We start from the raw sequence: 12,553 nt of genomic DNA, 5'->3' as shown, positions 1-12,553 counted from the left end.
GGCTGGTCTTGTCGGGTGTTGGCGTATCCTTGCGGCAGCCTGTCGGGGGCAGCGCGGCTACCAGCGCCGTCGCCGCTGGCAGGCCACGACGCGGCGGCGGATTTCCTCCGCGCGCTGCCCGGGCGTCACGACGGGCGTGTCGGTGGGCAGGCTGGCGCGCAGATCCGCGAGCTTGACGCGAGTGATGGTCGGCACCGGCTCGCTGTCGCAATCGTACCAGCGTCCGTAGATGCCGCCTTCGGTATAGCCTGCCGGGTCGAGCCAGTTGGGAACGCCCGGATCGGCGAGCGAAATGACGCCACGGTACTTGCCGTCGCTCGACAGTGTCGCCATCGCGCCATTGGTGCTGCTCAGCCGGTAGACGTATTCGAGGGCGTTGAAGTACGGATCGTTGAGCTGGATGTTCCAGTAGGGCGCGCGTTCGGGAATCTCGGTCTCGATGATAAGCGCCTCGCCCTCTTCCAGCTGGAAACAGGCGGGCCAGTAGGTCTGTTTCACCAGCGCGCCGGGATAGCGCACCGGCTCGAAGACGTTGAAGCCCACACGCTCCTTCACGCCGTTCTGCATCTGGTAGTACAGGCTGGTCTTGCGTGCGGGGAACTTCGCCATCTCCACGATGCGCGCGTGGATTTCATCGGGCGCGAGGCGGGGCTTGGCCGGGACCGGATCGAGGCATTCGATCGAGAGCTGGGGGTCGGTCTCATTCGCCCAGTCGTACATGCGATAGCGCAGGTACATGCCGCGCGCGGCCGGGTCGATCGGCGCCCAGTGGCCATCGTAGCCGGAAGGGCGCTCGGCGCTGAAGATGATCGAGAAGTCCTCGCCTAGCCCGATCCCGAGATCGTTGGTGTCCAGTTCGTTGTGCCCGTTCGGGCGCGGCATTTCGTCCACGGTGCCCGACAGCGCCGCCTGGGTGGTGAACGAGAGGATGCGGCAGGTCCCGCGATTGCCCGAGACCCGGTAGGTCAGGTCGCCACGGATCGGCGACTGGACGTAGATGTCGTCGGGATTGGGCTGCAGCGTGTAGACGGGGTTCCACAAAGGCGCCCAGTCCGGATGTTCCGCGTCGGCATGGAAGTACATGAAGTAGGCGTAGGACAGGCTCGTCATCGTCTGGCGATAGACGTCGGCCCGATAGGCGGCGTCTTCGGGGCGCCAGGTGTCCTTGAGGTTGGCGACCGCGCCTTCGAGGTCGCCCAGCAACGCCAGGATATCGGATGGTTGTTGGGGCGCCATGCCTCTCGCTCTCCCGTTGATTCTTTTAGATAGCATATACTATCTATCGCTGCGGCAAAGCGGATAACCGTAACTGCAACCGATCGCTTGCGCCATCGCCGGGGCGTCGGGGTGCTGCAGACACTTCAGCGGCGACGACTTGTTCAGGGCGCTTCGCTTGCTGTCCGGACCTTATTGAGAAGATCCGGATATCATATCGGGTTCAGCGAGAAGGGTGGGGCGCCGGGCCAGCTGACCGCACACGCAATCCCGCAGGCACGAAGTTTGCCTACTTCGGCCGTTTTCTCGCCGACCGATCGAGCGGTGAATCCTTCTGGCTTTGCCTCAGCGCCCCGCACCGGTCCTGCGAAAACCACCATGGTGCCAGATGTAGGCAGGCTGTGCGAATTGTGGCCGGTCCAAATGCGAGATACGGAGCGTCATTGGCCGGTTCTGGAGCTGATCAATGACGTGTCGCGCGATGCGGCATTGCGCCGATATCGATTGGTCATGCGTCGCCATCCGATCACGATGCCGGACAGCGACATGACGATGCCGAATGCGGAGAGCAGCCACATAAGGGGATCGCGCAGAATACGGTTGCGCAGCAGGACGGGCAGGTCGAACCCATGGAGTGCGTTGAACAGCCAGCGGTAGCTTCGTCCGTTTGCATTCTGCTGGCTCAACAACGCACCGGTTGTTCGATCGATCGTCACCCATGTCCGGTCGGCATCGGCGAAGACGACACGGACTACGGGAAGCGGGCGGTCGCGGCCGTGGGAGTACCAATAGATATCCGGCTCGGTAAGGACCGAACTGCTTTCTATGGGCATGCCGGGCAGCAGGCGCCGTGCATTTTCGATCAGGTCGCCCTGCGTGAAGCGAATGGGGCGGCCGTCCGGATGGACGATTTCTTTCCGCCCGGAGGCGCTGGTGAGCGTGATCACCGCGCGTCCTCCGATCCAGGCGAATTGCGCTTCGCTCGCGGTGTCTGATCGTGCACCAAGTGTGTCCATCTCCGGCGCAGGGAAGTCGGCTCCTTCATGGGCGGCGTAGAGAGCCGGACCTCCTGAATTTCCGTTACGGGCAAACCATTCGAACGGGTTGGCCGAAAGCCATCCGCTGAACACCCAGGTGATGGCGAAAATCCCGCCTGCGAGGCCGGTGACGTGATGCCATTTCATCCATCCGCTATAAGGACTTGTCGACCCGTTCCTGTAGCGCCGCCGCAGCCGAATACGCAGGATGCCGATCCAAAGGCCGGAGATGCCCACGACCATGGCGATCCCGGAAATCCATAGGACCACCTGCCGCCAGACCGCCCCGTCGCGCCGAATTTCGGTCAGATAGATCCAGTGAGGGACGGCACCGATCCAGTTCCATATCCGTTCCCGCGCAGTGGTGTTCTGCACGACTTCCCCGCTTGAGGAAGAGACGTATAGTTGTGTCCGCTCCTCATCGGTCAGGGATACCTTCCACAGTGGACGTGCCCATGCGAATCCCTGAGCGACCGTCCACTGGTCATCGGCGATCTTCTCGACATGGGCGACGGGAAGGCCATGGGCGAAGCGTCTCGCGGCCACAACGGCCGATGTCGCATCCGGGGCGGAAAGCAGGTGGCCATCGACGGCGGACAAGGCGATGCGACGAGTATCGCCCGTGATCCGCCAGACCGGTTCGCCGGCAGCCATGTCCAGGACAAGCTCCTTGGGGAAATGCGCCTGCTTCGCCCGGCGCAGCGCTTCCGTAGGGCCGAGCTTTACTCGGTTCCAGTCGATCGGGGCGCCACCCGCCAACCGCTCCGCGTCAGTCAGCCTGGGGTAGGGTACGTACATCATGACGATGCCCGATACGAACCATAGTGCGAACAGAAGGCAGGTGGCGATACCGAACCAGCGGTGACTCCAGTAGAGCCACCGCAGGCCGGTCTTGATCCATTTGCGCGTCACGGCCTTACAGGCTCATGTCGAGCCGCAGATCGAAGCGGCGCGGCGCGCCGAGCAGCCATTGCGAGGAATTGCTGCCGATCGAATAGACCTTGTCGAAGATGTTACTGACCCGTCCATCGACTGCGACCTTGTTACTGATCGTCCAGCGCAAGCCGAGGTCGATCACTTCATAGCCAGGCACGCGCAGCGTATTGGCGTTGTCGGTCCAGCGCGGCGCGACGAAGCGGGCGGATATTCGCCCCTGCAGCGAATCCATGAATCGCCAGTTGGCGGAAATGCTTGCGGTCTTCGTCGGAATGCCCGGCGGCGTATTGCCGGCACGGTCGATGACGACGCCGTTCACCACTTCGCCGAACTCCTTGAACCGCGCCTTGAGCACCGTGCCGTTGGCCTCGATGCCGAAGGCTTCGGCCAGTTGGAGCGCCAGCGTCGCCTCGATCCCCTGAGAGGTGCGCTTGCCAACCTGCTGGGTGACGAGACGGTTTTCCGGGTCAGGTGTCAGCAGGCGGCGCTTCTCGATATCGAACAGCGCGATCGAGGCTGATCCGCGTCCTTTCAGGAACCGCTGCTTGATGCCGACCTCGAACTGGCGCGCGGGCGAGAGGCCGAAATCCTTCTGTGCGTTTGACGTGGTGACAAGCGCGCTGATGGGATCGGTGCCGACCGTGAAGGAACCGTAGACCGAAGTATCAGGCATCGGGTAGACCACCAGCCCGACCCGGCCTGCGGTGCTGTGATAGGAACGCTTGAAGCTGTTCGCGGGCGCACGGGCATCGATCCGTTCCAGATCGTACCAGTCCTGCCGGAATCCACCGACCAGTGACACCCATTCACGCAGTTCCAACTGGTCCTCCATGAACATAGAATACTGCGTGGCCCGCGTCCGGAAACCGAGCGTAGTGGGAACGGGGGTGATGAAGGCGCCCGGCTTGAAGTCGAAAGGATCGATCGCCGAACTGCCGCCGTAGGGAGAATTGTTGACGTGACGGAACTTGATGCGGTTTACGTCGAAGCCGATCAGCAGGCTGTTCCGGACCGACCCGCCCAGCGGGGTGCGGATCGTGATGTCGCCGCGATTGCCGATCTGATCCTGCCGGTGGATGATGTTGAGATAGTCGCTGCGTGTGACAAGCCCTGTCGTGGGAGAGAAGCGGTAGCTTTCCGCATTTAGCCAGTCGCGATCGGAACTCAGGTAATAGGCCACGTTGCGCAACGTGACTGCATCCGATGCCTGCCATTCGCCGGTCAGCCGCGTCCAGCTGTCGCGGAAATGGTCTTGGCTGTTGGCGATGTTGAAGTTGATGAAGCGGAAACGCTTGTCGTATCGCCCCTCGTTCAACGGCGTGCCGAAGTAGGGCAGGATTTCGACGTCACCGTAGTCGGAAGCCAGGGTGAAGCTGAGCCTGGGTGTCGCATCCCATCGCAGGGCGCCGGAGATAGCAAGGTTACGGTTGTCGCTATTGCGGTCCAGCCAGCCGTCGGATCGGGTGGCGCTGGCGCTCAGGCGATAGGAAAGGCCGCCGCCGATTGGACCGCCCACATCGCCTGCGACCTGCATGGCATTGTCCGAGCCATAGGCTACACGCGCATTCATGACGGTGCGATCCGTGACCGGCTTCTTCATGATGACGTTGACCGCGCCGCCGATCGCACCCTCTCCCGATATGACCGAACTGGGGCCGCGCAGTACGTCTATGCGCTCCACCGTCCACGGATCGACGGGGAAAGTCAGCGTGCCGGAGGCCACGAACAGGCGCGTCCCGTCCACCAGAAGTTGCACGGATCCCTGACCGGCAAACCCGCGTGCGGCCAATGCGGTGTTGCCGTTACCCGGCGCGCCCTGGAAGGTGATGCCGGTGGCCCGACTGACCGCCTCCTGAATCGAAATGTCGCCGCGTGCACGGATCGCATCGCCGTCGAGCACCTCTATGCTGGCGGGCGTCTCGAAGACCGTCAGCCCGAGGCGACTGCCGCTGCTCCTGGTATCGAGGCTGGTTTCCGCCCGCAATCCGGTGACCAGGATAGTATCCGCTGAATCCGCCTCTTCGGCGCGGGCAGCAGATGAAAGCGCGATCAGGCTGGCTACCGCGCAAAGTGTGTACTTGGAAATCCTCATGTTGAAACAGGCCCAGTCCGGCGTCATCGACGTCTGGCGAGGGCGTCCGCGCGAACGGTCGGCCCATGCGACGACACGACGCCCCCGGCGCCGTCGCTTGGGTCGATGCGGCCCTTACCGCACATGCGTCGCTCAGACGGATTTCACCGTGCCTCGGCCATCCCCTGGACAAGGGCAAGAGCGACCGGACGCTGGCAGGTCTCCTGGCTTGCGGGTCATCGCTCGATGCACGGCCTTCCCAGGCCTCGCAGGAGTTAGCGTCCGGCCCAGTGGCTGCGACAGGGCACTTTTGGCCTGCCGCGAATATGCATCGCGCTCACCGCTCACAGTTGCAGGGACAGCCTCGGATTCAAGGGGCAAGCCCCTCTCACCGCGTTCCCTTTTAAGCTCCTCTCGGAACACCAACGCGATCGTATCCCTCCGGGAAGCCCGGAAGGACGAGGGGGTACTAAGCGACGGGACGCGGGCTGGCAAGTGTCATCGCAAGCCGTCTGTATGGATGCCGGCGGCTTGCGATGACGGTGGACCGGATCAGAACCTGCGGCTGATACTGACGATGAAGGTGCGTGGCTCACCCGGCGTGGTCCGTGTCAACGATCCTGTCGGGAAATAGCGCTTGTTCAGGACGTTGCGGACGTTGGCCTGAGCGGACCATTCGCCGAAGGAGTAGAAGACGGCGCCGTCGACCAGCGTATAGGCCTTGAGGAGAAAGGGCGCGGTCGCACCGGTGACGGCCGAGGCGGTGCTGGCCATGCGATCGCCCTCGTGATGCACGCCCACACCGGCGCCAAGGTTCGCGAGCGCACCTTCCTGGATGGTATAGCGCGCCCAGATATTTGCGATGTAGCGGGGGATCGAGCCCAGCCTCGAGCCGACCTGCAGACGGTTGTCGGCGGTGACCCTGGCGTCCAGATACGTGAATGCGCCCGTAAATTCCACGCCGGGCATTGGCCGCCATCCGGCTTCCGCCTCAACGCCTCGGGTGCGTTGCTCTCCGGTCAGCACGTAGACGTTGGGAATGACCGCGTCGGCTGTGGCCACGTTGGTACGGGTCAGTTCGAAGACGGTAAACATGCCGGTCAGCGAACCGTCCTTGCGGGCCAGCTTGATCCCGGCTTCGTAGTTGACTCCTCGCTCAGGCGGGAGGCTGGAACCGTCGGCAGCGCGATAGGTGCCTTGAGGATTGAAGGACTTGGCGTAATTTGCATAGAGCGAAATCCAGTCGCTCAGTGCCACGGTAACGCCTGCGCGGGGGCTGAAGGCATCGTCGCTGACCTTGGGATTGGCCGTACCGTTGTTGATCACCCGGCTCGTCGCCCTGTCCCAGCGGCCGCCGATCGTCACAGTCAGGGCGTCGCCCAGCTTCACGTGGTCCTGCAGATAGAAGCCCCGCTGACGGGTGCGGCTAGCGTAAGTGGTGGAGGGAACGGCGGGGTTGTGCGTGCTCAGCGTGCCGTAGACTGGCTCGTAGAGATCCAGTTCGTAAGGCATGCTGGAGTCATAGAGATTGAAGTTGCTCGCGGAGCGCCAGCCATAATCGATGCCCATCAGGACATAGTGGTTCAGCAGTCCGGTATCGAACCGCGCGCTTGCATTGGTGTCGACACGGAAGTAGCGGCCGTTCTCGGAATAAGGGCCGTAAAATGCCCGGCGTACACGTCGATAGTCGGGGGATATGCCGGTGATGAAAAGCCAGTTGTCCCAGGAATTGTGAAAGTCCTGATAACGAAGCGACTGGTGGATCGCGATCGCCTCGCTGAACCTGTGATCGAAGACGTAGCCGAGACTCCAGTAGTCGTTGTCCTGCACGGCGGGATATTCCGCATCGTTGATCGACAGCTTGATGTCGATCGGTCCGTTGGGATTGGGCAGGGCGGTGCCATAGGCGGTAGTCGGCGACCACGGATTGATATGATCGTCCACGTAACGGCCGAGCAGCGTCAGCGTGGTAGCTGTACCCGGCGTCCAGGTCAGAGCCGGGGCTAGGAATATCCGGCGCTGCCCTGATGCATTTACGAAGAAATCCTGATCCCGATAAACAGCGCTAAGCCGTGCCAGCAGTGTCCCGCTGGAGTTGAGCGGCGCGTTGGCGTCGATCGTCAGTTCCTTGAAGTCATAGGCCCCCCCGGCAATGCTGAGGTCGAGGAAGGCATTTTTCTCCGGGCGTTTGCTCACCAGATTGACGATGCCGGAGATCGGGCCTTGCCCGAACAGGCCAGAGGCAGGGCCTTTGACCACCTCGACACGGCCAAGCGCTGATATTTCCGAGGTCGCGTAACCGGTGTCGTCGAGCAGGCCATCGAGGTATGTGGCACCACTACTGGCATTGAAGCCGCGGATGTTGAAGCCGTCGAAGAAGCCGTAATTGTTGGAGCGTGATACGCCCGCCACGTTGTAGAGCGCCTCGGAAATCCGGCGTACCCCCTGGTCGCTGAGCAATTCCTGCGGCAGGATCGAGATAGGCTGGATGTTTTCCAGCATTGGAATTTCAGCCTTGGCAGCGACCGGGGCGGCAAGCAACTGCGTCGTGACGATGATGTCCTGCCGCTCGGCGGCATCATCGCCAGCGGCATCGTTCGCCCGTGCCTGACAAGCCGCACTGCTCACGACGACGGCCGCCGCAACAGCGACGATCAACCCATGGTATGACGTTCTCATTATCGTTCCCCCGGTATATGCGGGGACGCCGGTAATTAAGATACGAATGATTCGCAATAGCAACAAAAAGGAAGGATGGCAGGAGTTCATACCCTCCCGTTCTGCCTCGATCTGGCACATGGGCGTGCAGGTTGAAGGGGGGATGATAGCCGCTTTCAAGGCGCGAGGTTTGGATGCGGCTCTGATCGTGGTCAGCTGCGGCATCAAGTCTTTCGAAGTACGCGACAGATTATCCCGACAAGTCCCGCGTACTCTGTCGCCGTCAAAGGCCGTAGCGTTGCTTGACTGCTCGGTAGCGTTCTCGGCGCATCTCTTCGCGTTCGGCTGGCGAAACGCTGATGGTATCGGCTGGAATGTGCTCCATCAACCGATTTCGCGGGACGAGGCGCGTGCGAAACTGTGCCGCATCCTGCGTGAGCAGGTTGCGGTAGGTGAGGTTCCCTTCGCGAAAACCCTGCGTGTCGAGCCAGTTGTGGACACCGGGGTCGTCATGAGCGAGCACCAGCCGCACCACGCCGTCGCCATCAATGCGGGTGCGTGCAGGGGTATAGCTGACCGGCCGGTACAGGAAATCCATGGAGCCCATGAAGGCGCCTCCCATCCCGAAGATCCAGAAGCCGGAGTGCGCGTCCATCTCGACGATGAGCGCTTCATCCGGTTCGAGGCGCCAGACCATGTGCGCCGCCATCCGTCCCCGCCTCGCGTCGGCGCTATCGTTGGCGACCCTGTCGGCAGGGAAAGCATTGAGCGCGCGTGGATCGCATACCCCGTGCGACGTCTGCCAGGAATGTTCGGGCCAGTCGCGCATCAGCCCGGTAACGAAGACCCCGGCCCAGTCCATCGCCTCGATCATCTGTTTAGATGTGGGGAGGGGCCTTGGACCCGCCATGTCGAGCGCTTCGATGGTGAGGGCGGTCGGTGTCTCCTTCCAACCGTCGAAGGCTTCTCGGATGAACAGCTTGCGGCTGCCGGAGGTGGTGGGGAGCCAGTTGCGCGGCCGGGGTGCGCCGCCGACGAACAGTTCGAAGTCTTCCCCGGCATCGGCTTCGATCTGCGAGCCGAGGATGTTGCATTCGGGAATGTCGCCGAAGGGTTCGTGCAGCGACGGCCAGTCGGTGCCGGGGATGTTCGCGGGGCGTTGGCCCTGCACGGTCACGTTCAGCCACCGTGCGGTGCCCTTGCGTCCGATGATGCGATATGTGCGGTTTCCGTCGATCCATGCCTGCCGATACGTGAAATCGGCGACATCGCCGCCCAGCTTGCGTGTCGGAGTGACGAAGGGGTGGATCTGCGGGAAAGCTGCGTCCCGGGTCTCCAGCGCGAGGTCGAAGGCTTGTCCCAGGTTCTGCGTCAGGAAACGAAAGGCATCGGCGCGCTGCAGTGCACTGGCGGGATTGGCGTCCTTGAAGGCATCGAGGCCGGCATTCTTGAGGTTGTCGCAGAATTGTTCCCATGCCGTGCGCAGGGGGGCGTCGTCGGGTCCATCGCCATAGGCCATGTCAGGCTCCCAGTCTTTCGAGCAAGTCGGAAACGTGGCGCGCCGCCCGGGAGCAGGCTTCGCGCGGTCCCTCGGCCGCGATGCGCGGGCCGACGAGTTCGAGGTCGAACAGCCCGGAATAGCCGAGATCGAGCACATCGCCCAGGATCGCTTCCAACGGGATCGCGCCGTCTCCTGGGACTGCGCGGCAGGGCGTGCTGCGATCGCCGAGCACGTAGTCGCTGACCTGGACCAGCCCTATCAGCGGCATGGCTGCGGCAAGGTTGCCGCGCAAGTCGGCTTCGGTCCAGCAGGCGTGCAGTTCGGCGCAGACGCCGATCCCGGCGATCCTGGCAAGGCGAGCCGCGTCGGGCAGGCTGTGGGCCATGTGAATGTCGGCGTTGAGCGGGGAAGCGTTCTCCACCAGCAGCCGTATGCCCGCCTGTCGCGCCGCATCGCAGCAGGGCGCCAGCAGATCAGTAAAACGCTGCGCCGCGGCTTCCCACGACAAAGCGCCGCGTCCTCCGGTAAGGAGATAGATCGCCGGTGCGCCCACTTCGGCCGCGATCTCAATAATGTCCAAAAGGTGTGCGGCGGCCGCGCCGTCATCGCGTTCGATGTCCGGGTGGAGGGCGAATAGGTGGTTGATGCAGCCGATATTCACCGGGCTCTCCCGCAAGCCGTAGCGGCTTTCCCGCGTCTGCAGGCACGGCGCGGCGAGGGTGCAATGCTGCACGCCGATGCTGCAGCAAAATTCGAGGAATCTGGCCGTAGGCTCGGCGATGAAGGCCACCTGATGCAGGCTGACGCGCGGGTGCACCGGCCTTAGTCCCGCACTTCCACCGGCACCCCGAACCGTTCGCGGAACGGTGCGAATTCGGCGTTGAGGTCATCGATAGCATAGCCGGAATCCACCAGCACCTGCTTCGAGTAATGGAATTTGCCGTGACGGTCGCCGCGGTTGTTGGCGAGGTAGTCGCGCATCGCATCTTCCTGTCGCGCGCCGAATTCGCGCCGGGCGAAGCTGTAATAGCTGCGGACTGTGCCGATGGGGTCCGCGACGAAGTCTGCGTAGCGCACGTGATGGATGCGTGGGTCGTCCACCAGCGGGTCCGACATGGTGTGCCTGATCGACCAGCGCACGCGCTCCAGATGCGCCCTGGCCTCCTTCACGAGATCGATCGGGCCGACGATGCCTTCCATGATGTCCGCCATCATCATCGTCGAGCTGGCGGCCACCATCACCGGATCGCGATGCAACCAGACCAGCGTGGCATCGGGATAGGCGTCGAAGAACGCTTTCAGCCGCGTCGTATGGAAGCCCTTTAGCACCCAATACTTGTGCGGACGGCGGTACTGGAACGCCTGCAGCATGGCCTTGTGGATGCGGTACTGAGCGGCCGGATCGGTCGGCAGGCCCATCGAGAGGTTCTGCATCGGCACGCGCCACCAGGCGGTCGGCGTCATTACGCGAAAGTCGAAGGCCCATGTGCGTTCGTCCTCGGGCAGGCCATCGCCCAGCATGTCGTTATAGGGGTGGCAGTGGAGCCACTTGGACATCTTCGCGTTGATTTCTTGCCATTCCGCATCGGCTAAGGGGTAGCGTGCATCGTCGCCTGTCACCGCCCCCGGCGGCGGCGAAGGGTGCATGACTTCGGCAAAGCGCAAGGCGCGCGCATCGGGATCGACCGACATGAGGGCATGCATCAGCGTGGTGCCTGATCTGGGCTCACCGCTGGCGAACATCGGCCGCTCGATCACTTCTTCGGCCAGCGGGAAATCGCTGCGATCCTGAAAGAAGCGCAGGCGATCGGCAAGCAGCCAGTGGATGTTCGCTGCCGCTGCCTGCCGTCCGGCAGTGTCCATCGGGATGGTGTTGATATGCGCAACCGCCAGCGCCAACCGCTCGGGAAAACCGTCGTCGGCCCAGTCGGACAAGCCGGTTTCGGCCATCGCATGCTGCAGCAATTGCTGCGGGTCGAGTCCGGACATCGATCAACCCTCCACCAGCCGGGCGATCTCGTCCTCGGTCTCGCGGACCTTGGCGGCGGAAGTGGCGGCGAACTTCATGCCGCCCATAGCCCCATACTCCATCAGCTTGTAGACGCGCATTCCGGCATCGGCGAAACCCTTGATCTTCAAGGCGACCTCCTTCGGCGTGCCGACGGGCAGGATATCGCGGATCGCTTGAGAATCCATCTCGTCGCAGAACTTCAGCATCGCCTCGCGACTGAGCTTGACCGGATCAAAGTCCATGATGCCGCGCCAGTCAGGCCCCATCGGATGATCGTGGCCGAACTGGGCGAGATCTTTGGCGGTGATCATCAGCACGATAGATTTCACCATCGGCGCCCGCAACATCTCGTCGATTTCATCGGGCTCGCCAATCAAGGCCATCTGGGTGATCGCGGGAGTGAAATGGCTCATGTCCCGGCCCGCAGCATCGCCTGCATCGAGGATCGTCCTGAGCTTGGCTGCGTAGTCATCGGGCGTCCAGGAGCCCGCCGGCCACCATCCGTCGGCCTCGCGCCCGGTGATGCCCAGCATCCTCGGCCCCGCCGCGCCGAGCCAGATCGGCGGCGGCGTGCCTTCGTAGAGTTCGGTATCCATGCGGGCATGATGGAGGTGGAAGAATTCGCCTTCGAAATCGACCGGGCCATCGGCGTGCCACAACAGCTTGATGACCTTGATCGCCTCTTCCAGCCTGCCCACCGGTTTCGCGAAGTCGAAGCCGTAAGGCACCGTGTTTTCAAGCTCGCCCGAGCCGAGGCCGAGGATGAAGCGCCCTTTGGAGAGATGGCTGATGGTCAGCGCCGACTGCGCCAGCAATGATGGATGCCGTCGAACGGTATCAACCACTGTAGTGGCGAGCGGCGTTTTCGTCGTCAGTACGGCCGCGGCGGCGCTGACCGCCATGCCGTCCAGGTGCCGGTGCGGGCTGGGCGAGGACACCGCAAGATCCGTGAATTCCGGCGTCCAGATCGAGTCCGGCCAGAAGCTGACCATGTGATCGGGTAGCCAGATCGAATGGTAGCGCCCAGAATCGTACTCACCCACCATGTCGATGCCGAGAGGGAGGGTCGTGCGCAGGAACGCGGCGGGCTGGACCTTCGTAGGCCTGGTGACTGTCATCGGCTC

General features: G+C 62.9%; 8 protein-coding genes and 1 riboswitch. All 8 genes read right to left on the bottom strand.

From position 1 onward, the window contains the following. Positions 1 to 57: 57 nt before the first annotated feature. The 8 genes from ACODRZ_RS08015 to ACODRZ_RS07980 all read right to left on the bottom strand — a co-directional run bounded on the left by ACODRZ_RS08015 (position 58) and on the right by ACODRZ_RS07980 (position 12,547). Positions 58 to 1,236 (bottom strand): hypothetical protein, encoded by a 1,179-nt coding sequence (locus tag ACODRZ_RS08015; protein WP_488969335.1) that lies wholly within the window; start codon positions 1,234 to 1,236, stop codon positions 58 to 60. Positions 1,237 to 1,655: 419 nt separating this feature from the next. Further along, complete coding sequence (locus ACODRZ_RS08010; RefSeq protein ID WP_488969334.1) at positions 1,656 to 3,164, bottom strand: PepSY domain-containing protein; 1,509 nt, start codon at positions 3,162 to 3,164, stop codon at positions 1,656 to 1,658. A gap of 4 nt (positions 3,165 to 3,168) precedes the next feature. Further along, the gene (locus ACODRZ_RS08005) at positions 3,169 to 5,280 is read right to left on the bottom strand and encodes a TonB-dependent receptor (protein ID WP_488969333.1); all 2,112 of its coding nucleotides are present in this window, start codon (positions 5,278 to 5,280) and stop codon (positions 3,169 to 3,171) included. Positions 5,281 to 5,456: 176 nt separating this feature from the next. Further along, positions 5,457 to 5,699, bottom strand: a riboswitch (cobalamin riboswitch). 112 nt (positions 5,700 to 5,811) lie between these two features. After that, positions 5,812 to 7,938, bottom strand: coding sequence for a TonB-dependent siderophore receptor (locus ACODRZ_RS08000; protein ID WP_488969332.1), 2,127 nt, complete (start codon positions 7,936 to 7,938; stop codon positions 5,812 to 5,814). A 262-nt stretch (positions 7,939 to 8,200) separates the two neighbouring features. Beyond that, positions 8,201 to 9,436 carry a DUF1214 domain-containing protein gene (locus ACODRZ_RS07995; RefSeq protein ID WP_488969331.1) on the bottom strand — a complete coding sequence of 412 codons (1,236 nt, stop codon included), beginning with the start codon at positions 9,434 to 9,436 and terminating at the stop codon, positions 8,201 to 8,203. 1 nt (position 9,437) lies between these two features. Further along, on the bottom strand, positions 9,438 to 10,235 hold the full coding sequence (locus ACODRZ_RS07990; RefSeq protein WP_488969330.1) for a sugar phosphate isomerase/epimerase family protein: 798 nt from the start codon (positions 10,233 to 10,235) through the stop codon (positions 9,438 to 9,440). Between the two features lie 5 nt (positions 10,236 to 10,240). Continuing rightward, positions 10,241 to 11,407, bottom strand: a complete 1,167-nt coding sequence (locus tag ACODRZ_RS07985; protein ID WP_488969329.1) for a sulfotransferase family protein — start codon at positions 11,405 to 11,407, stop codon at positions 10,241 to 10,243. A gap of 3 nt (positions 11,408 to 11,410) precedes the next feature. Then, complete coding sequence (locus ACODRZ_RS07980; RefSeq protein ID WP_488969328.1) at positions 11,411 to 12,547, bottom strand: LLM class flavin-dependent oxidoreductase; 1,137 nt, start codon at positions 12,545 to 12,547, stop codon at positions 11,411 to 11,413. Positions 12,548 to 12,553 lie beyond the last annotated feature (6 nt).

It is taken from the genome of Novosphingobium sp. FG90, assembly GCF_057808725.1.
The sequence above is the reverse complement of the archived record's forward strand: the minus strand, read 5'-3'. Positions and strand labels throughout refer to the sequence as shown.